The sequence below is a fragment of the Pseudomonas sp. Fl5BN2 genome (assembly GCF_009908205.1).
In the GTDB taxonomy this organism is placed as follows: Bacteria; Pseudomonadota; Gammaproteobacteria; order Pseudomonadales; family Pseudomonadaceae; genus Aquipseudomonas.
In genome coordinates this window covers 18,085-39,148 of sequence record NZ_JAAARL010000034.1, presented here as the reverse complement: position 1 = coordinate 39,148, position 21,064 = coordinate 18,085, and the positions used below count along the sequence as shown (strand labels likewise).

General features: G+C 59.3%; 17 protein-coding genes and 1 pseudogene. 11 read left to right on the top strand and 7 right to left on the bottom strand.

Going from position 1 to position 21,064, the window contains the following annotated elements:
• Positions 1-515: 515 nt before the first annotated feature.
• The 3 genes from nahK to GV819_RS30755 all read right to left on the bottom strand — a co-directional run bounded on the left by nahK (position 516) and on the right by GV819_RS30755 (position 5,609).
• A complete protein-coding gene (nahK, locus tag GV819_RS30765; protein ID WP_161759784.1) occupies positions 516-3,158 on the bottom strand; it encodes a hybrid sensor histidine kinase/response regulator NahK/ErcS' in 2,643 nt (880 codons plus the stop codon).
• A complete protein-coding gene (gene nosP / locus GV819_RS30760; RefSeq protein WP_161759783.1) occupies positions 3,088-4,251 on the bottom strand; it encodes a nitric oxide-sensing protein NosP in 1,164 nt (387 codons plus the stop codon). The genes nahK and nosP overlap by 71 nt, the downstream gene beginning before the upstream one ends.
• 311 nt (positions 4,252-4,562) lie before the next feature.
• A complete protein-coding gene (locus tag GV819_RS30755) occupies positions 4,563-5,609 on the bottom strand; it encodes an Ldh family oxidoreductase (protein WP_161759782.1) in 1,047 nt (348 codons plus the stop codon).
• Positions 5,610-5,738: 129 nt separating this feature from the next.
• Between GV819_RS30755 and GV819_RS30750 the strand changes: the two genes are divergently transcribed.
• The 6 genes from GV819_RS30750 (at position 5,739) to GV819_RS30725 (ending at position 11,001) form a co-directional block, all read left to right on the top strand.
• Positions 5,739-6,614, top strand: coding sequence for a MurR/RpiR family transcriptional regulator (locus tag GV819_RS30750; protein ID WP_161759781.1), 876 nt, complete (start codon positions 5,739-5,741; stop codon positions 6,612-6,614).
• A 16-nt stretch (positions 6,615-6,630) separates the two neighbouring features.
• Complete coding sequence (locus GV819_RS30745; RefSeq protein ID WP_161759780.1) at positions 6,631-7,383, top strand: transporter substrate-binding domain-containing protein; 753 nt, start codon at positions 6,631-6,633, stop codon at positions 7,381-7,383.
• An 86-nt stretch (positions 7,384-7,469) separates the two neighbouring features.
• The gene (locus GV819_RS30740; RefSeq protein WP_015634996.1) at positions 7,470-8,189 is read left to right on the top strand and encodes an ABC transporter permease; all 720 of its coding nucleotides are present in this window, start codon (positions 7,470-7,472) and stop codon (positions 8,187-8,189) included.
• The gene (locus GV819_RS30735; RefSeq protein WP_011060496.1) at positions 8,186-8,896 is read left to right on the top strand and encodes an ABC transporter permease; all 711 of its coding nucleotides are present in this window, start codon (positions 8,186-8,188) and stop codon (positions 8,894-8,896) included. The genes GV819_RS30740 and GV819_RS30735 overlap by 4 nt, the downstream gene beginning before the upstream one ends.
• Positions 8,897-8,942: 46 nt before the next feature.
• Positions 8,943-10,184 carry an NAD(P)/FAD-dependent oxidoreductase gene (locus GV819_RS30730; protein ID WP_161759779.1) on the top strand — a complete coding sequence of 414 codons (1,242 nt, stop codon included), beginning with the start codon at positions 8,943-8,945 and terminating at the stop codon, positions 10,182-10,184.
• A gap of 16 nt (positions 10,185-10,200) precedes the next feature.
• Positions 10,201-11,001: an amino acid ABC transporter ATP-binding protein gene (locus GV819_RS30725; protein ID WP_256667673.1), complete on the top strand. Its 801-nt coding sequence runs from the start codon at positions 10,201-10,203 to the stop codon at positions 10,999-11,001.
• Positions 11,002-11,213: 212 nt separating this feature from the next.
• Here the strand turns inward: GV819_RS30725 and GV819_RS30720 are convergent, their stop codons facing one another.
• Complete coding sequence (locus GV819_RS30720; RefSeq protein ID WP_161759778.1) at positions 11,214-11,918, bottom strand: hypothetical protein; 705 nt, start codon at positions 11,916-11,918, stop codon at positions 11,214-11,216.
• A complete protein-coding gene (locus GV819_RS30715) occupies positions 11,908-12,723 on the bottom strand; it encodes a hypothetical protein (RefSeq protein ID WP_161759777.1) in 816 nt (271 codons plus the stop codon). Before GV819_RS30715 ends, GV819_RS30720 begins: the two co-directional genes overlap by 11 nt.
• 764 nt (positions 12,724-13,487) lie before the next feature.
• Between GV819_RS30715 and GV819_RS30710 the strand changes: the two genes are divergently transcribed.
• The 5 genes and pseudogenes from GV819_RS30710 to GV819_RS30690 all read left to right on the top strand — a co-directional run.
• On the top strand, positions 13,488-13,769 hold the full coding sequence (locus tag GV819_RS30710) for a hypothetical protein (protein WP_025130072.1): 282 nt from the start codon (positions 13,488-13,490) through the stop codon (positions 13,767-13,769).
• A 918-nt stretch (positions 13,770-14,687) separates the two neighbouring features.
• On the top strand, positions 14,688-16,175 hold the full coding sequence (gene hxsB, locus GV819_RS30705) for a His-Xaa-Ser system radical SAM maturase HxsB (protein ID WP_161759776.1): 1,488 nt from the start codon (positions 14,688-14,690) through the stop codon (positions 16,173-16,175).
• Between the two features lie 5 nt (positions 16,176-16,180).
• Positions 16,181-17,410, top strand: a complete 1,230-nt coding sequence (gene hxsC / locus GV819_RS30700) for a His-Xaa-Ser system radical SAM maturase HxsC (RefSeq protein ID WP_161759775.1) — start codon at positions 16,181-16,183, stop codon at positions 17,408-17,410.
• Positions 17,407-18,036: a His-Xaa-Ser repeat protein HxsA gene (gene hxsA / locus GV819_RS30695; protein ID WP_161759774.1), complete on the top strand. Its 630-nt coding sequence runs from the start codon at positions 17,407-17,409 to the stop codon at positions 18,034-18,036. The genes hxsC and hxsA overlap by 4 nt, the downstream gene beginning before the upstream one ends.
• A 2-nt stretch (positions 18,037-18,038) precedes the next feature.
• Positions 18,039-18,221, top strand: a pseudogene (locus tag GV819_RS30690) (hypothetical protein); the annotation flags it as partial.
• Positions 18,222-18,720: 499 nt separating this feature from the next.
• Here GV819_RS30690 and GV819_RS30685 read toward each other — a convergent pair.
• Together GV819_RS30685 and GV819_RS30680 are read right to left on the bottom strand one after the other, a co-directional pair.
• Positions 18,721-19,911, bottom strand: a complete 1,191-nt coding sequence (locus GV819_RS30685) for an MFS transporter (RefSeq protein WP_258028659.1) — start codon at positions 19,909-19,911, stop codon at positions 18,721-18,723.
• A 109-nt stretch (positions 19,912-20,020) separates the two neighbouring features.
• Positions 20,021-21,046: a methyltransferase gene (locus tag GV819_RS30680; RefSeq protein ID WP_019095725.1), complete on the bottom strand. Its 1,026-nt coding sequence runs from the start codon at positions 21,044-21,046 to the stop codon at positions 20,021-20,023.
• Between the last annotated feature and the right edge of the window lie 18 nt (positions 21,047-21,064).

Below are 21,064 nucleotides of genomic sequence, written 5' to 3'. Positions count from 1 at the left end.
GGCTTGCCGGCGAAGGCGGTCTTTCGGGCCCCTTCGCTGGCAAGCCAGCTCCTACGGCAGTCAGTGATTCCGTGGGGGGCCCGTAGGAGCCGGCTTGCCGGCGATGGCGGTCTGCGGGCCCCTTCGCTGGCAAGCCAGCTCCTACAGCAGTCAGTGATTCCGTGGGGGGGCCTGTAGGAGCCGGCTTGCCGGCGAAGGCGATCTTGCGGGCCCCTTCGCTGGCGAGCCAGCTCCTACAGCTGTCAGTGATTTCGTGGGGGCCCTGTAGGAGCCGGCTTGCCGGCGAAGGCGATCTTGCGGGCCTCTTCGCTGGCGAGCCAGCTCCTACAGCAGTCAGTGATTTCGTGGGGGGCCCCGTAGGAGCCGGCTTGCCGGCGAAGGCGGTCTGCGGACCCCTTCGCTGGCAAGCCAGCTCCTAAAGCAGTCAGTGATTTCGTGGGGGGCCCGTAGGAGCCGGCTTGCCGGCGAAGGCGATCTCTCGGGCGCCTTCGCTGGCAAGCCAGCTCCTACGGTTGTCAGGGATGGCGCGTTGGGCTCAGCAGGTGGCTGATGGCGGTCTTGAGTTTCATCGGCCGCACCGGTTTGTGCATCAGGGTGTGGCCCAGTTCGCGCAGTTGCTGTTTGAGCTCGTTGCTGTAGTTGGCGGTGATCATCATCGCCGGGATCGCCAGGGCGCGGCGGGCATTGATCCGTGCCACGGCATCGATGCCGTTCTGTTGCTGGTCCAGGTGGTAGTCGGCAATCAGCAGGTCGGCCTCGGCACGGTAGTCGTCCACTTGGCGCGCCAGGTCTTCTTCGGACAAGGCGGTGATCACCTGGCAGCCCCAACCTTCAAGCAAGGTGCGCATGCCGGCGCAGATCGCCGCGTCGTTATCCAGCACCCAGATCCGCGCGCCCTGCAAACGTTCCAGCAGGGCTTCCCCCAGCTCCGGACGCGGCGCTGGCACCGGCGCGCTGGCGCTGATCGGCACTTGCACGCTGAACACCGAGCCGCGCCCCGGCCAGGAACGCACGCCGATGCGGTGCCCGAGAATCCCGGCAATCTTCTCGACAATGGCCAACCCCAGGCCCAGGCCGCGATCCTGGTCCGGGCGCTGCTCTTCGCCACGCTTGAACTCCTGGAAGATTTCCTCCAGGCGTTCGGCGGCGATGCCCATGCCGCTGTCCCAGACTTCCACCGACAGCCAGTGCCCCTGGCGCCGGCAGCCCAGCACCACGCGGCCCTGGCGGGTGTAGCGGATGGCGTTGCTCAGCAGGTTGCGCAGAATCCGCGCCAGCAGTTGGATGTCGCTGCGCACCAGCGCCGAGCAGGCCACGAAGTGCAGTTCCAGGCCCTCGCTGCGGGCCACCTGGGCGTACTCGGCGGCGAGGTTTTCCAGCAGTTCGCTCAAGGCAAAGGGTGCGATATCGGCCTTGATCACCCCGGCATCGAGCTTGGAAATGTCCACCAGGGTGCCCAGCAGGTTTTCCACATCCTCCAGGGAGTTGCTGACATTGCGCACCAAGGCGCTGCTGGCCTGAGGGTCGCGACGCTCGAGCAAGGCGCTGGTGAACAACCGCGCGGCGTTCAGAGGTTGCAGCAGGTCATGGCTGACCGCGGCGAGGAACTTGGTCTTCGACAGGTTGGCCCGTTCGGCCTCGGCCTTGGCTTCGCGCAAGCGTGATTCGACCCGGCTGCGCTCTTCGATCTCGCGCAGCAGTTGCTGGTTGAGGGTGGTCAGCTCGGCGGTGCGTTCGCGCACCCGCAGCTCCAGGTTCTGGTAGGCCTGATGCAGGGCCTCGGCGGTGCGCCGGCGCTCGGTGATGTCGCGGATCAGCACGAAGATCCCCACCACCTCGCCATTGGCCAGGCGGTTGGGCACGTAGGAGCGCAGCATGTAGCGCTCCTGGTTGTTGATGTTGGTCTCGGCGAATTCGAAGGTCACGCTCTCCCCGGCCAGGGCCCGCTCCACATAGCTTTCCAGGCGCTGGTAGTGCTGCTCGCTGTGCACCTCGCGCAGGCTCTGGCCGAGCATCACGCCCCGCGGCCAGCAGTACCACTCCTCATAGACCTTGTTGGTGAACTCGTACACCAGGTCGGCATTGAGGTAGGCGATCAGCGCCGGCACATGGTCGGTGATCAGGCGGATCCAGCGTTCGCTTTCACTCAGGGCCTCGGCGTGCTGGTAGCGTTCGGTGATGTCGGTGAAGGTGTTGACGAAACCACCGGTGGGCAGCGGATGGGTGCGGATCTCCAGCACCCGGCCATCGCTCAGGCGCTGTTCGCATTCGTGGATCGGCCGGCCGTTGGCGTCGCGGCTGTCGGGGCTCAGCAGGCGCAGTTCGCTGTCGCCGATGACCTCGGCAAACAAGCGATGCGCGGCCACTGGGGCCAGCCCGCTGAGTTCGAGGAAGCGCCGGTTCCACAACTCCAGCACGCCCTCGGCGCTGACCATGGCCACGCCCTGGGACAGGTTGTCCACCGCCCGTTGCAGCAGGTGGGACTTTTGCGCCACCGCCTGTTCCCGGCGCAGGGTTTCGCTGTGCTTGACCTCGGTGATGTCGGTGAACAGGATCACCCGCCCGCCTTCCCGGGTCGGCCGCTCGCTGACCTGCAGCCAGCGGCCGTTGTGCAGGCGATAGAGCAACTGCTCCTCAGCGCCGCTGCGCGGTTCTTCGCTGAACAGCCCGGTGCTGGTCATCAGCCGGCGCACTTCCGCGAGGCGCATGCCGGCCATGATCCGCACCCGGCTGTGGCTCCAGAAGGCGCGGAAGCGGCTGTTGAACAGGACGATGCGCTGCTCCTGGTCGAACAGCACGAAGGCGTCGGAAATGCTCTCGATGGCGTCGATCAGATGCTGGTGCGCAGTCTCGGCCCGCAGCCGCGCTTCGCTGAGCAAATGGTTGCCGGCCTTGAGCTCGGCCATGGCCTGGTTCAGGGCGTCGGTGCGTTCGCGCACCTGCTCGGCCAGCACCACCGAATGCTGGAACGCCGCATAAGGATCGTTGCCGCGGGTGATGCCGGATTCGACCCGCTCGATCAGCGCGCTGTTGATCCGCCGCAGCTTGCGGTTCTCGCGTTGCAGGCAGTCGAGCTGGGCTTGCAGCTCAGCGGCGGGCCGGAGTGCGACTGCGGGCAATGGCGACCCCGGTGAAGGTCTGGTTGATGTGCATGCCATTGAACTGTTCTCCGTAGGTGTTGAAACCCATCACCCGCTGTTCCCGCAAAAAGGCCCCGATCTGCTCCAGGCTGCCCTGCCCCTCCAGCTCCAGGCGGCGCAAAAAGCAGTCGCAGCCAATGGTCAGCAACAACCCGCCGAGGCGCTGCTGCAAGCCGTCGAACAGCTGTTGCAGGTTGGGCAGCAAGGGGCCGGGGGTCATGGCGGTGAGGACGATGCCGTTTTCCACCGCGCAGTAGAAACTCAGGCTCAGGTCCGGGTGCACCTGCTGCACCGCGCGCACGTAGTAGTGCTGGTTGATCCGCACCGCCAGCGGGTGGGCGGCGAACACCCGATGGTCGAGCTGCGCCAGGGGCACGCCGATCAGCCGCGCGTACTCTTCGGCGGCGGGTTCCGCATTCAGTTCATAGACCCGGCGCAAGGTACTGTCGGCGCCGGTGACCACCAGTTTTTCTTCCCGGGGCTGAATGTGGTGGGTGGTGAACACCTCGAAATCCAGCCAGGTATTGACCAGCACCAGCACCGCCGCGCCGCTGTGGAATTTGCCGCCGAAGTAGACGTGGGTGTGGGTCAGGTAGTTGTCGTCGCCGGCCGAACCGCCGAAGTGCGGGATGTCCCCCAGGGCCGCGCTGAGGGCAGCAAGGACCATTTCCTCGCGGCTCGACAGGCCGTCCAGCAGGGTCAGGGCGAAGCTGTTGCCCTTGATCGGCGCCAGGGTGTTGCTGCGGCAATCCCCCACCAGGCGTTCGACCATCTGCTGGGCGTCGATCAGGCTGAAGTGTTCCATCTGGTCGATCAATTCAGCGGCGATGGAAAAGTGCCGATGGTCGAAACCGATGGCGGTCACGCAATTGCGCCCGTAGCCCAGGGGCGTGATTTCCCCGGCGCTGGTGCAGCCCACCAGGGGGATGCCGCCAAAGCTCTGTTGCAGGGCCGGGCCCAGGGTGTGCAGGGGGTATTCGGCGGAACAGAAGAACAGCACGAAGCCCAGGTGCGGATGCAGCAACTGGCTGGCCAGGTCCTGAGCCACCTGCTGCGGGTCGACCGCCTGGGACATGGCACTGACCACACCCTCGCTCTGGGCTTGTTGCATCATCGCCTCCGGCGCGGGTTGTCTGAGCAATGAGTGTACGAAGCCGGCCCCGGGGCACGAATGCTACTTGGGTAGCGGGTAGCCGGTTCCATGGGTGTAGGTGCGTGACCGCCTGAATGCCCGACCACCGTGTAGGAGCTGGCTTGCCAGCGAAGGCGTCGGCCGGCCTGGTGCAAGGCTGGCGGGCCTCTTCGCCGGCAAGCCGGCTCCTACGGGGAAGGCGCAGGTACGCGAAAGATCGGGAATGCGGAACGCCCCTCGGTAGGGCCGGCGCTGGGGTTACCCGCTGAGGACTGCACCCGATAAAGCCCTTAGTCGTCGGCCGCCAGGGCCCGCAGCCGTGCCAGCTCGGCAGCGGCCAGGGGAATGCCCTCTTGCAGGGATTTGGCCCGGGTGCGGTAGCGCCGATCCCCCGGCATGCGCTCCAGGCCCACGGCCTGCATCTGCCGCACCAGCTCGCCGCTGCGCTGGGCAAAACGCCCGCCGCCCAGGTGGTTGGGATCGATGACGATCAGCAGTTGCCCGGTCCAGGGCGTCTGCGCCCCCGGGTGTTGCGACCAGTCGAACTCGAAGGAGAAGTTGCCACCGGTCAGCGCCGCCGCCAGCAGCTCCACCATCATCGACAGCGCCGAGCCCTTGTGCCCGCCAAAGGGCAGCAAGGCGCCGCCGTCGAGAATCGCTGCCGGATCGCAGGTGGGCTGGCCGTGGCGGTCCACCCCCATGCCCGGTGGCAGTTGTTCGCCCTGGCGCTTGGCGATCTGCACATCGCCGTGGGCAATGGCGCTGGTGGCCAGGTCGAAGACGATGGGCTCGGCGCCCTCGCGGGGTGCGGCAAAGGCAATCGGGTTGGTGCCGAACAGCGGGCGCTGGGCGCCATGGGGCACCACGCAGGTCATGCTGTTGACCAGGCTCAGGGCCACCAGGCCTTCTTCGGCGAAGGGCTCGACATCCGGCCACAGGGCCGCGAAGTGATGGGAATTACGAATCGCCAGCACCGCGATCCCGGCGCTGCGGGCCTTGCTCAAAAGCAGCTCGCGGGCCGCCGCCAGGGCCGGCTGGGCAAAGCCGCCTGCGGCGTCCACCGCTACCACGCCGGGGGCCACATCTTCCACTTGCGGCACGGCCTGACCGTTGACCCAGCCACTGGCCAGGGACGACAGGTAACCGGGAATACGAAACACCCCGTGGCTGTGGGAACCATCGCGCTGGGCCCGGGCACAGTTGTCGGCCAGCACCCGGGCCACCTCGGCAGAGGTGCCGTGGCGAAGAAAAATCCGTTGCAGCAAGTCGGTCAAGGCAGGCAGGTCGAGGTACTCGACGGGTGCCTGCGCCAGGGTCGCCTGGTTCGCTTCGATCATTGCAGCTCCATTGGAATTGTTATTGGAAGGCGCCTGACTATCGCGTCACGCCAGTTAACTGTCAAATATTGACTTAATGACAGAAAACATTCATTTTCCATTGTCAACGGCCAATAACAATGAAAAACCATGAGCCAATCCATCAAACAACGCCTTGAAAGCAGCCTGTCCAGCGCCACCGCGTCGGGCCGGGCGATTGCCAGCTACATGCTGGCCAACCTCTATGAGCTGCCCTTCCAGACCGCCGCCGACATCGCTGAAAAACTCGGCGTCAGCGAGTCCAGCGTCGGCCGGTTCTGCCGCGCCATCGGCTACAGCCATTTCAAGGATTTGAAAAACGACCTGAAGAACGACCTCGGCGAAGGCCCGTGGCTGGTGGGCGACCGCCTGCAGGAATTTCGCCAGCAGCCCAACCCGGCGGCCCAGGGCCTGCCCCGCAGCTTCGAGCTGGAAGTGGCGGCGCTGGTCAAGGTCTACGAATACAGCCTGACCCCGGCCTGGCAGACCGTGGTCCAGCGCCTGGCCAGCCGGCGCCGGGTGTATGTGGCGGGGTTCCAGACCGAGCGCGGCATCGCCGCCTCCATGGTCCACCTGCTGCAATACCTGCGCGACGGCGTGCACCTGGTGGACGGCTCCGCCGGGCATTTCGCCGACGTGCTGCTGAGCCCCGCCGAAGACTGCGCCCTGGTGGTGTTCGAGGCCCGGCGCTATTCGCGCCACGCCCTGACCCTGTGCCGCAAGGCCCGCGAGGCGGGGATTCCGGTGACCCTGGTGACCGACACCTTCTGCGACTGGGCCGAGCAGAACGCCGACGAGGTGTTCCGCGTGCCCACCGAGTTCAACCTGTTTTGGGAATCCACCGCGGCCATGCTGTCGCTGGTGCACCTCTTGATCAACGAGGTGTGCAAGCACCTGGGACCCGAGGTGGAAAAACGCCTGGAAGCCACCGCCGCCCTGCATAACGAATTTGTTGGCTACACATCGTCCACCCGCGCAAAACAATAAATAACCGAGGTGCTCCATGAACAACGTCCTTCGCTTCGCCGGCGCCTGCGCCCTGGTCATCGGCGCTTCCACCGCCCAGGCTGAAACCCTGAAGATCGCCACCGAGGGCGCCTACCCGCCCTTCAACTACGTGGACTCCAACAACCAGCTGCACGGCTTCGACGTGGACATCGCCAATGCCCTGTGCAAGCAGATGCAGGTCGAGTGCCAGATCGTCGCCCAGGACTGGGAAGGCATCATCCCGGCGCTGCTGGCGAAAAAATACGACGCCGTGGTGGCCTCGATGATCGCTACCGACGAGCGCAAGAAAAAGATCGCCTTCAGCAACCACTACTACCGCACCCCGCTGTCGGTGGCGGTGGCCAAGGACTCGGACATCAGCGACGCCCAGACCAACTTCAAGGGCCGCACCGTGGGCGCCCAGGCCTCCTCGACCCAGGCCATCTACGCCGAGGACCACTACGGCCCGGCCGGCGCCGACGTGAAGTTCTACCCGACCCTGGACGAAGCCAACAGCGACCTGGCGGCCGGGCGCGTGGATGGGGTGATCGCCGACAAGTTCCCGCTGCTGGCCTGGGCCGAAAGCGCCGGCAAGGACTGCTGCAAGATCATCGGTGACGTCAATGGCACCACCGCCGACGCCTCGATCGCCGTGCGCAAGGAAGACAACGCCCTGCGCGAGCGCCTGAACAAGGCCCTGGACGAGATCGTCGCCGACGGCACCTACAAGCAGATCTCCAGCCGCTACTTCGCCTTCGACATCTACTGACCGGCCGCCTTTGACGCTGCCTAAGCCCCGCGTTCCCTTGAACGCGGCGGCGCCCTGCACGGTTCATTCTTCCAGAGGGTTCGCGCATGTTCGAACAGCTGTCACTCCTGTCCTTCGCCAGCGGCGGCTGGGGCTCGGCCCTGCTCGCCGGGGCCCTGGTGACCATCGCCCTGGCCCTGGCCTGCGTGCCCATCGGCCTGCCCCTGGGCTTGCTGGTGGCCCTGGCCGCACGCTCGAAAAACCGCTGGGCGCGGGCCTGGGCCACGACCTTTTCCACGGTGTTTCGCGGCCTGCCGGAGCTGTTGACGCTGTTGATCATCTACTACGGCTGCCAGATCGCCGCGCAAAAAATTCTCGGCGCCCTGGGCTACCCCGGTGAAGTGGCGATCAACACCTTCGTCGCCGCGATGATCGCCTTCAGCCTGGTGTTCGCCGCCTTCTCCAGCGAGATCTGGCTGGCCGCGTTCAAGACCCTGCCCAAGGGCCAGTACGAAGCCGCCAGCGCCCTGAGCCTGTCGCGGCGCACCACCTTCAGCCGGGTGCTGCTGCCACAACTGACGCGCATCGCCCTGCCGGGGCTTTCGAACAACTGGCTGTCGCTGCTCAAGGACACCTCCCTGGTGTCGACCATTTCCCTGGTGGACCTGATGCGCCAGACCAACCTCGCGGTCAGCGTGACCAAGGAACCCATGCTGTTCTACAGCGTGGCCTGCTTTGGCTACCTGTTCTTCTCGGCGCTGTCGGGGCACCTGTTCAGCTTTCTCGAACGGCGCTTCAACCGTGCGCAACGGAGCCTGCAGCCATGAACCTGGATGACCTGCTGAACCTGTTCCTCAACCAGGAACTGCTGGAACGTTACGGCCCGCGCTTTATCGACGGCCTGCTGGTGACCGCCAAGCTGGTGGCGATTTCCTTCAGCCTGGGCGCCGTGCTCGGCCTGCTGATCGCCCTCGGGCGGCTGTCCAGCAATCGTTTCCTGCGGCGCTTCACCGGGGCCTATGTGTACTTCTTCCGCGGCTCGCCGCTGCTGGCCCAGCTGTTCATGCTGTATTACGGCCTGGGCTCGTTCAAAGGCTTCTGGCAGGACGTGGGCCTGTGGTGGTTCTTCCGCGACGCCTGGTTCTGCACCCTGCTGGCCTTCACCCTGAACACCGCCGCCTACCAGGCGGAGATCCTGCGCGGCAGCCTGCTGGCCGTGGCCCAGGGCCAGCGCGAAGCCTGCAAGGCCCTGAGCCTGTCGCGCTGGACCGCGTTTCGCAAAGTGATACTGCCGCAGTCGCTGCTGATCGCCATCGGGCCTCTGGGCAACGAGCTGATTTTGATGATCAAGGCCAGCGCCATCGCCTCCCTGGTGACCATCTACGACCTGATGGGAGTGACCAAACTGGCCTTCTCCCGCAGCTTCGATTTCCAGATCTACCTGTGGGCCGCGGTGCTCTACCTGCTGATCGTCGAAGTGGTGCGGCGCAGCCTCAAATACCTGGAAGGCCGCCTGGGCCGGCACCTGAACTGAACCCTTTAGCGGGCCGCCGCGCGGCCCCTGTCATAAGGACTGAACCATGCATTGCCAAACCTTAGTTCTGGGCGCCGGAATCGTCGGCGTCAGCAGCGCCCTGCACCTGCAGGCCCGCGGCCGCCAAGTAGTGCTGCTGGACCGCCAGCCTCCGGGCAACGGCACCAGCCACGGCAACGCTGGGCTGATCGAACGCGCCAGCGTGATTCCCTACGCCTTCCCCCGGGAAGTGACCAAGCTGGTGCGCTACGGTCTCAACCAGCAATCGGACGTGCGCTACAGCCTGCGCCACCTGCCCAAGGCCGGCCCCTGGCTGCTGCAATACTGGCGCCACTCCTCGCCCAAGGGCCTGGCTGCCGCCACCCGCGCCATGCTGCCGCTGATCGAACGCTGCGTCACCGAACACCTGGCCCTGGCCCGCCCGGCCAACATGCTGGAGCTGATCGCCGACGGCGGCTGGCTCGAAGCCTTCAACGACCAGCAGGCCTTCGACTTCGCCCAGCGCGCCGCCGCCGACCTGCGCGACTACGAACTCAACTACCGGGTACTGGACCGCGCCGAACTGCTGGCCCTGGAACCCGGCCTGCACCCCGACATAGTGGGCGGCCTGCATTGGCTCGACCCCAAGACCGTCAGCGACCCCGGCGGCCTGACCCGGGGCTACGCCGAACTGTTCAAGCAGCGCGGCGGCCAATTCGTCATCGGCGATGCCCTGACCCTGACCCAGATCGAAGGCGGCTGGCAGGTGCAGAGCGAACTCGGCCCGATCACCGCCCAGGAAGTGGTAGTCGCCCTCGGCCCGCAAGCCAGCGGCATCTTCGAGCCCCTGGGCTACCGCATTCCCCTGGCGATCAAGCGCGGCTACCACATGCACTACGCTGCCCTGCCCGGCACCCGCCTGCAGCACCCGATCCTCGACCCGGTGGGTGGCTACGTCCTGGCGCCGATGGTGGGCGGCATCCGCCTGACCACCGGCATCGAATTCGCCGACCGCGACGACCCGATCAACGAAATCCAACTGCGCCGCTGCGAAGCCCTGGCCCGAAACTTCTACCCCCTGGGCGAGCGCCTCGACGCCGAACCCTGGCTGGGCCGCCGCCCGTGCCTGCCGGACATGTGCCCAGTGATCGGCCCCGCCCCGCGCCACCCTGGCCTGTGGTTCAACTTCGGCCACGCCCACCACGGCCTGACCCTGGGCCCGGTGAGCGGCCAACTGCTGGCGCAGATGGTCACCGGCGAAACCCCGTTTACCGACCCCACCCCTTACCGCGCCGAGCGCTTCAACTGACCGACGGAGAACCGCCATGCAGCCCCAGACCGCCCCGCTTCCCGCCGCTTCCGAAGCGCCTGCCCGCCCTGCTGCCGACCCACGTGAAGTGGTGATCGATATTGCCGGGGTGAACAAGTTCTACGGTGCTTTCCATGTACTGCACGACATCGACCTCAAAGTGCGCCAGGGCGAACGCATCGTCCTTTGCGGGCCTTCCGGCTCCGGCAAATCGACCCTGATCCGTTGCATCAACCGCCTGGAGATTGCCGAAAAAGGCCGGATCCTGGTGGACCGCACCGACCTCTCGCAAAACACCCGCGAAGCCGCCCAGGTGCGCAGCCAAGTGGGCATGGTGTTCCAACACTTCAACCTGTTCCCGCACATGAGCGTGCTGGACAACTGCACCCTGGCACCGATGACCGTGCGCGGGTTGTCGCGGAAAAAAGCTGAAGAACTGGCCCGGGGGTTTCTGGCCAAGGTGGGGATTGAGAATCAGGCGGATAAGTACCCGAGCCAGCTTTCCGGTGGGCAACAACAGCGCGTGGCGATTGCCCGGGCGTTGTGCATGGAGCCGAAGATCATGTTGTTCGATGAACCCACCTCGGCGCTGGACCCGGAGATGGTTAGTGAGGTGTTGGATGTGATGGTGAAACTGGCAGGGAGTGGGATGACGATGTTGTGCGTGACCCATGAGATGGGGTTTGCGCGGCAGGTGGCGGAGCGGGTGTTGTTTTTGGATGGGGGGCGGATTGTGGAAGATGCGCCGCCGGAGGAGTTTTTTGGGGCGCCAAAGAGTCCGAGGGCGAAGGCGTTTCTTGCGCAGATTGTGCATTGAGTGGATAGGCGCCGCGTATTGTGCGGCGCCTGTTTAGTTTAAGTAGAGGTATTTATTGCTGAACTTAGTGAAAGACTGCTATCGGCCAGAAGCAGACATTCGCAACTGTGCACCTGCCTACATTGCCATTTCCCCTGAAAGAACCGGTCGGAGGAACAGAGCAAAAGGTTTCTATCGAAGTGTATGATCTAAAGCAGAGTCCTGACTAAAAGTTAGCTGAAACCTTCCAGAAGGTCGGTAATTCCTTTCTTTTCGAAAAAGCCACATTTGTCGAACGGCTTGACGATTTCCCACTTCGTATGGAGTTTTGCGATGCATATCAAATAAATTATGCAGGTTGGCAGCATACGCGTGGCAATCGATATGTACTTGTTTTTCTCGCTGGCAGGTGCGCTCTCGTCAATGAAGGCAAAAAGATTTCCAAAGCTTTTTATAGCATTAAAGCATATATCACCATGTTCATCGTCTAGCTCTTTGAACACATCACTGGGAGGTTCCCCTTGCTCTCTAATTCTCGTGAACTTTTCTTCGATGAACTCGAATGCTTTGAGCCCCGTTATATTTTTTGAACTATGAGTAATCTCGGCGCTCTTGCACGTATCAAGGCAAAGGTTGATGAGATTAAAAAAAGAGCTTTCGAAAATCTGAATTTTCGCAACTAAGCGCTGATCTTCGAAGCTCTCTTTGGCGTCATCTGCCTGTTTTACGGCAACCGCTGTAGCCTTCCTCTGTAGTGCAAGGGTTTCAATCAGTAGTACAGTGGTTATAAAGGTCAGGATGGGGTTTATGTTCCCCCCAATAAAGTCACCTAACGTTCCTAGGCTACCACTAGTAAGTGGTTCATCTAGGAGATAGAAATAGATGAAGTATAGGCAGCCTAACAAGGTGCTTACTGTAACTGTTATATTAGCCTTCATTGGCAGGTTGGATTTTTTGGATTTGATGAAGCCGGAAGTATTTTGTCGACTCGTCGTTAGAAGTGACTCGTGTGACTTCAGCCCTCAACGCAACAAACTCGTTATCTGCCACTCCCCTTAGACTGGCGATGAGGTCGCGCTTTACTGCCCGTGTAAATGGTATCGCTGGAATAAAGCTGTACGATTCTTCATCTAAGTCAAATATTAATCTTCCTGTGCCAGTACGGGCGTTAAAGCGGCTGATTCCGACAACAAGAGTCTCCCGCTCGGGGCTTACTACCTCTTCTTCTAAGTAGCTTAGTGATTTTTGGTCAAACACCGCGAGCGCTGTCTGGCCTGCGAGCAGCGTTGCTTTGTATCCTTGGTGTTTGATTGGGGTGTGAACTTCCTTCAAAGATGTTGTGAGGCGATGGGTTATATCCTCACTGAAATACATTTTTTTAGCTGTTGATCTAGCAGTGCGCCTCGTAAGCTCTACATCATTGCCAGTGACTTGATTGATTGTGTGCTTAAGTAATTGAATGTAGCTTGCAGCGCCCATATTTGTAATTTTCGAAATTGTTTCCGGTGAAGTAAACGTAATCCGGAATCGCTGTTTAAACGATCCCTCAAAACTTGTCTTGAATCGATTCTTGAACCCCTTTGCAGCAGTGGATTTACTGATGAAGCGTTCATTTACTATGCCATGAGTTGCAATGGCAATGGCCTCCGAAATGCCCTGCATTGAGCGAGAGCCGTAATACATATCAAGGCCGTCAAACTCATTCTCGTCTGAGTCATAGACAACCGAAAAGTCAAAATCCATTTAGTTCTTTCTCTATGCTGGCACTGTGCCCCGAAAATACCTAAACAACCAAACCCTGTCCAGCAATGCTTACGGTCTGTAAATTATTTTTTAATAAACAAGCATGTGCCCCTAGTGAAGACAATGGCCCTATAACGCGGGTGATTGGCCAAGAGTGGAGCGTTCTTCAAGGCGCTGATAGCTGGTCAATTGGCCCGGACGAACCGGCAACGAGGGACAAGTGCGCGAACTTTTGATTCGCGCCGCTGGGATCTTCAAGCTGCAGACTACTAATCGGAAAACTCGCTGCACCTCAAACCCTAGACCTCAAAAGGCGGGGCGGAGGACGCAAAGAGGAAAGCTTTCGCTCCCCACGGATGAGCATGATGAGTCGCCACTGCCTTCCTAGGCGCTTTTGACTGGCTCCTTCTGGCCGAAAGCTGCCTTTTAAGTCTGTCCACAAGGTCAGGGGCAACTCACCTGATTCAACAGTCGCTAATTGTTACGACATAACCGCTCAAACATCTCACCAAATGCACGGTTGTAGCCCTCAAACCCCGCCCCTATAGTTCCACCTCGCAGCAACATCCGCGACGACCTTGGCCGGTCGAATTACAACGCAACATCAGCGTCCACAACACCTTTGCAGTCGCCTTTCCGGTGCCGCGACAGGATGTTATGACGGCTGTGCGCGGTGATTCTCCGGTCGTCATAGGCGCGCACAGCGGTCATTTTCTTCGTAGTCGGCAACTCAGGTGATTGCTCCACAAACAGGAGCTGTACCGATGATTGACCAGCCACTCTCGCGCTTTACCGCCGTCGACACCCATGACGCCAACCAAGCCGTTTTCTACCTCGACACCCAAGCCTCTCTGAACGATCTGGCCAGCAGTGCGGCCCATCGTTTCACCGTGGTGCGGGATCTGATGGACACGCTGTCCACCCTTAACCTGAAAGACATTGCCGACTGCGACCTGACGCGAGTCACCCGAGGGGTGCATCTGCTCACCCGGGAGGGCTGCGCGGTGCTGGAGGTGATTCAGTGGCGGACTGGACAAGAGTCCTGAACGCCATTGAATTCAAGCGCGTAAGACGCGCTTTGCTTTGCTCTAGCTTCTGCTTCGGCCTTTGATCTGGCTTTGGCTTTTGATCTGGCTCTTGATCTTCCTGCCCCTTCAGGAGGCCGAACGCAGGCGTTGCGTAGGGGGCAGCTCGGCATGGATGCCGAGCTAGCCGCCCCAGGCCATGGATGGCCTGTGGCGGCGGGCCCCCGGAGCAATGCCGGAGCGAGGGAACGCCGAGCCTAGGCGAGGCGCCGGATGCGGGGGCAGGAGCGTTTTGCTTACTTTTGCGCTCTTCAAAAGTGAGTCGCCGTAAGGGCGAAACCGCCAGTGGCCGTGACCGCAGCAACGGATTTGTACGCCAAGCGCCCCAAGTGCATTCGGTAAGAAGGTAACTCCGCGTCATCGTTGACGAGTTTTGCTGGCAGCCGACACCCACAGGGAAATCGCTGATTTGACAGCTGCCGCTCGCAGGACCGCCTGGCCGGGACTTCATTAAATCCAATCGATTGCAGTCAAGAACGCGAGCACAGAAATATTTTAAAGAAAGCTGCGACGAATGATGGCCAATCGCCCAGGAACTCGGCAAAATCCGCACACTCTTCAGGGCTTTCAAGGATTGATATTGATGACATGGCCAGTCACTCTGCACCTCAGCGACACCGCATACCCTCTCAGCACAGCGCAAAGAACCGCCTATAGCTTGGCCGCTGAATTGGCTATTCAGATCACTCCTGAGCCTGGCTTTATCAACCTCACGATCTACCCTTCCAGCGCCCAAACAGCCCTATCTATTGATCACGCACGAGCGCTAGTTCTCCAGCATCTGAATGACTTTGCTTTACGTGACCATATCCATAGTGAAACGGCTGGATTGCGAGAAGTATTGGCACGTGCCGCACTCACTGGATGTGGGTTGCCTCAGTGACCTTGATAGCCACCGAAACCCAAGGTTATCGCCTCCTGCCATTTCGCTTCATGCGTATGAACTCAGGAAATGAACGGGACATTCTGCTTACTTCCGAAACAGGCGAGTACCTCCATGTCACCGATCCACAACTTCGAGATCTAAGTTTTAAGCGCGTACAGCCAGGAACCTCTCTATACAAGGATCTACTCGCTCGTCATTTTATTTACGAGCCAGATCAACACGATCCAATTCCGGAGATGGCGGCGCAGTACCGCAGTCGGAAAGACTTCCTCCTACAAGGTCCTGCATTACACCTGTTTGTGGTGACTCTGCGTTGCAACCATACATGTCAGTATTGCCAAGTATCACGTGCACCTTTGGGTGGCTCTGGACATGACCTTTCCGAAGCAGATGCACGTGCTGCCGTAGACCGCATGTTCGAGTCGAACGCTCGAGCCCTCACGGTAGAGTTCCAAGGTGGCGAACCTCTATTGGCCTTTGAACGCGTCCGCCAGATCATCGAATGGATAGTGGAACGGAACGTCGTGGAACAGCGCGATATCCAATTCGTCATCACAACCACACTCCATCACTTGACCGAAGAAGTTATCGTCTTCGCCAAGAAGCATCACATCCAGTTTTCTACTTCGCTCGATGGGCCAGCGTCATTACACAACGCTAACCGCCCCACTCCCTCCCGAGATTCTTATGAACGAACCCTCGACGGCATTCGTCGCGTCCGCGAACACCTCGGCCATGAAGCTGTCTCGGCTCTAACGACGTTAACGGCCAAGAGCCTTGAGCAACCAAGAGCGATCATCGACGAGTATGTAGCCCAGGGGTTTTCCAGTATCTCCCTTCGCCCCTTAAGTCCCTACGGTTTCGCCTCGAAGGGTGCACAACGGCTGGATTACTCGATGGAACGTTATTTGGCGTTCTACAAGGAAGCGCTGGCTTACCTGCTGGAGATCAATCAACAAGGTGTGTACTTATCAGAGAGCTACGCAAGTCTACTGCTAAAGAACATCCTCACGCCTTTCTCATCTGGCTATGTCGATCTGCGCTCACCTGCCGGTGCCGGCACCGCAGCCTTGGTTTATAACTACGATGGCTACGTGTACCCATCTGACGAAGCAAGAATGTTGCTGGAAATGGGTGAGGATGGTTTGCGTTTGGGCAGCGTGCATCAGCCGTTAGCCGAGCTACTACGCTCACCAGTCATGGAGGCATTACTAACAAGTGGTGTTGCCGAAACACTACCGGGCTGCGTGGATTGCGCACTCGTCCCCTATTGCGGCGCCGACCCTGTGGAACACTTCGCACGCCAAGGCGATCCGATTGGTCACCGTGCCTTCAGTAGCTTCTGTAAGAAAAATCTAGGACTACTTCAACATCTATTCGAACTATTGAGAGATGGCGACGATGATATCCAACGCGTCTTGCTTTCCTGGCTAAATCGTCGCGCCTACTCCGAAGTCCTCTTCCCTGGGTATCGAGGGTAGGAACGATGCTAAGAAAAGATACCCATTTCGAGATCCAGCATCTAATTGAACCTAAGCTGTTGAAGGTCGTCACCGTGGACGAACTCATTGAACAAGGCGTATCCATCTGCGCTGGGGACGTGAGCTTCGACGATCTAATACTGTGGCTGCCAGATGCCGAGCTTCAACGTAACCCGCGCTTACTATCACTACCCGTTGGAGGCTTCCTTACTCCGGAACAACTTAGCGGGAATGCAGAGGTAGGCAAGCTGCAACTTCACTCCCCAAAAGATCCAGATGTCGTTCGCCCTGGTGACGTAATTGCCATAACACCTGGAAGCCCGATCGTCCGAGTTCTCTATCGACGCGGCTCCGACAGTAACCTGCTGTTCATGACTGATCGTTGCAACAGCCTCTGCTTGATGTGTTCCCAACCACCTAAGGATATTGATGATCGTTGGCACATTGAGGAGAACCTTCGTCTGATCGATCTAATGGATCCTGGTGAAGAGAACCTAGGCATCAGCGGCGGGGAGCCCACGCTCTACCGCGACGGTTTGTTGGAAATCTTATCCAAGTGCAAAACTGTGCTTCGACAAAAATCTATTCATGTATTGAGTAATGGCCGGCTGTTCAAGGATCCGAGTTGGATAGAGTCACTTGCTCATATCCAACATCCGCAACTAAGTTGGGGCATCCCACTGTATGCCGACAACGCAAGAGATCATGACCACGTAGTGCAGGCGCCAGGGGCCTTTAGCGAAACACTCCAAGGGCTGTACAACCTCGCTCGAGCCAACCAGATCATCGAGATTCGCGTCGTCCTCAACCGACTGACCACGCCACGACTTCCAGAGCTCGCTCACTACATTTTCCGTAATTTGCCCTTCGTACGACATATTGCACTGATGGGTATAGAGAGTACTGGCTTAGCACGAAAGCATTATGAGGAGCTGTGGATTGATCCTCTGGATTACCAGGAGTCGCTAAGTCAGGCCATCTACTTTCTGCACAACCGAGGATTGCCGGTCTCAATCTATAACCTCCCTCTGTGCCTGGTGCCTGCGCATCTCTCACGCTTTGCACGCCAGAGCATCTCAGACTGGAAGAATCTGTTCATCGACACCTGCCAACAATGCGCCGCAGCTCATCAATGCTCGGGCTTTTTCAAATCTCATACCGCGCGCTGGCAAAGCCGTGGGATAAAAAAACTATCAACTGAGGCATTCAATGCCTACGCAAGGAGCGCACAGTGAAACTGCTTGATCGCTGGAAAATCCTGATTGGGGGCATAACCCTGTTGCCGGTCGCGAGTATCAACCTTGCCCAGGCCAACCCAATGCCACTTGCCGATGCAAATTGGGAGCCACGGGAGAAGAGTCAGCCACCAGTCTTTGCCGACACGCTCAATGCCCCTGACGCGACCAATATGTACGCAGCTCACCGCTCGCATAGTTCACACCGCTCGCACAGCTCCCATAGCTCTCATTACAGTGGATCAAGTGGCTATAGCGCGCCTCGCTACTACAACCCTCCTGCCACGAGCACTCGCAGCTACAACACACCAAGCAGCTCGAATTACGGTTCAAGCAGCTCTTCCGGCTCATCAACCAGCAACTCTTTTTACCAATCATCTGGTACATCGACAGGCACGACCTCAACGACTACTCGAACACGACCTAGCGAAGTACAGAAAAGCAACCTGGTCATACGAGTGCAAACGGCCTTAATGGTGCGCAGGTACTACCAAGGAGCAATCGATGGAGTGATGGGTAAAGGGACTCGAGGAGCGCTGATGTCTTTTCAAACGGACAACGGCCTGACCGTGAACGGGCAGATGGACACACCAACATTAAACGCATTGGGCATTCGCATCCCTTAGGTGCCAACAGTGCGGCCCATCGTTTCACCGTGGTGCGGGATCTGATGGACACGCTGTCCACGCTTAACCTGAAAGACATTGCCGACTGCGATCTGACGCGGGTCACCCGAGGGGTGCATCTGCTCACCCGGGAGGGTTGCGCGGTGCTGGAGGTGATTCAGTGGCGAACTGGGCAGGAGCCCTGAAGGCCATTGAATTCAATAAGCGCGTAAAACGCGCATGGGTTTTCTCCGGCTTTTGATCTTCCTGCCTCCTCAGGAAGCCGAGTGCAGGCATTGTGCAAGCGTCAGCAAGGGCGATGTATGACTTACGGGCCAATTCGCCGGCAAGCCGGCTCCTACGACAGCGCGTATAACGCGCTTGGCTTTGCTTTGGCTCTTGATCTGGCTTTTGATCTTCCTGCCCCTTCAGGAGGCCGAATGCAGGTATTGCGCAGGGGGCAGCTCGGCATGGATGCCGAGCTAGCCGCCACAGGCCATGGATGGCCTGTGGCGGCGTGCCCCCGGAGCAATGCCGGAGTGAGGGAACGCCGAGCCTAGGCGAGGCGCCGGATGCGGGGGCAGAGAGCCTTTGGTTACTTTGGGTTGGCCGGCATTCCGGGCTATCCAAAGTGACCCGCTGTAAGAGCGGAACCCTAAGCGGCCGTGACCGCAGCAACGGATATGTACACAGAACCGTATGAAGTCAGGTGGTACGAGCACCGACCATTCGAAAGCCCATGAGAGAAATCGTTATCTGGACGACCAGAACCAGACACAGCAATACCGCTGCCATTCCCCAGTCACCGTGGTCGGCGATAACCCCCAACGTCGCGATCATTATCGTGGCGCCAATATTGCCGACTAACCAGAAAATTGAGGTCGCCGTCCCAGACCTGGAGAGTCCGGCAGTGTCGGCTATCAGTTGCAGCAAAAGAGGCAGCGGAGATAACAGCGCGGCACCGATCACGATCCCTGCCAGGCTCAATATCCAAGGGGAACCAGAGGTGAAAAGCAGTACCGTGCCTCCCCCTGCCAACAATGAAACCCCGGACAGAATGCCCCCCACGCTTGCACCGCTGCGCACCAGTAAAGGCATGAACGTCATACCCGCGATACCACCGGCCAACATCAGAACAACGATAAATCCTGAAACCTGGGCATCGATCCCCTGACGCAACAGGATCGGCTCCAGCCATGTCGTAATGGCGGAGAAATAGCCGTTGGTTAAAAAAATCATCAGCAAAACAGCCGTGAACGGAGCCGTGCGCAATAAATCGATACCCTCCGCCAGTAAACGGCCGCCGGACTTGGTCGGGGCGGACGTTGTTTGCACAAGAGGGCCATCTCGCGGGACATAAATGAAGGTCAATAGCGCAATCAGCCCCAGGATCGCGACGTCAATCAACAACGAACTGCTGACGTTCCCCTCCTCCGTCAACGGGACAATCATGAACGCGGAGCCTATACCCAGGAAAATCACCGTACTGAACAGCGTTGTGACCCGCACATGTTCATCTTCAGAAAACCAGGTGATCATCAACTTGACGAGCAGCGACATGGTCAACGGTTGAACAAACCCGAACAACAGTTGGCCGGCAAGCAGGTATTCATAATGGGGTTGTAACACCCGGATCAATGCCGCCAACAACATGGCAATGGCTGTGATACGCAAGGCTGTTTGCACCGATATCCGGTCAATCAGGCCACCGCTGGGAAGTGCCAGCGGTAATGCAAGTGCCGTCACAGCCAAAGACAGTGAACCGACTTCCCCATAAGTAATACCGTACTGGGTGGACACCTGATCCGTGATAGGCGCAAAACGCATCCACTCATACTGGGTCAACGCCAGCATGCCGGAGTAAATACAAAGAATACGGTAACGTACTGGGATCACTTTAATCTCCCGCAAGAAGACACAAGTGAAGTCCGGGGCGAATGCGCCGGACCTTGAGTTCACACTGTGCAATCAGAACGCCCTCATAGGGCATTGGTTGTCAGCAACCTTAATACTTGATTCCGGTTGCCAGGCTCCAGTCACCGTATTGCGTGCGGGAAACTGTAATATCGCGAAAACCGGCGATCGTCAGCAACTCCCTTATCTCGGTCTCTGACAATTGCTGACCCTGGGTCCACAGCAACATGTTCGCGTTATAAGCCGCGACATTATGTGGGCCGGTCTTGTCTTTATTAAAAAACATCTCATGAAGAATGATACGGCCGCCGCTGGGCAGTGCATCAAAACTCTTTTTGGCCAGAAACAGACACTTGTCCAGCGGCCAATCATGAAAGATATCACTGTAAAGATGCACATCGGCGGCTGGATACTCAGACGCCCAGATGTCTCCTTTATGGGTTGTGATGCGCCCCGCCATCCGGTACTGCTCGACGTAGGTATCGGCAATATCGCAGACATAGGGAAGATCAAAGATTACGGCATTCAGTTCAGGCCATTTCTCCAACGCACAAATAGAGTGAACACCCGAACCACCGCCCACATCCAGAAGGCAGGTATACCCGGACAGATCAATCCGACCCGACCAGGCCCGAGCCGGTCCTTTGCTTTTACTGTGCATCGCCTTGGTGAAAATTTCGCTGTGTAACTGGTCCTGCGCATTGTTCTCAAACAGATCCGTCTCACCGAACAACCCGGACTCTCCACTGAGCATCGACTCTTTGAAGAATGCATAAGAGAACGCATCTTCTTTGTGGCGTGCGGATTGCAGGACCCCACTGAACGAGGTCTCCGACTTTCGGGTCAGAAACGCTTGCGCCAAAGACGTCAGGCCATAGCACTCCCCACTCTTCTCAAGCAGCCCCTGACTGGTGCACATAGCCACAAGCGCCTGTGCCGCCCGAGGTGCCAGTTCCAATGCCGAGCCGATTTCACCCAGCCTCAGCGCTTTGCCTTCAAGCAGATCAAACAGTTTTACTTCATCCGCAAAAAACAAGGTGTAGGTATTGATAAACCCGAAGTAGATATCAAATATCTGTTTATCACTGTGATGCTCCGTGTGCACTGTACTGTCCATGTAGATGCATATCCCATT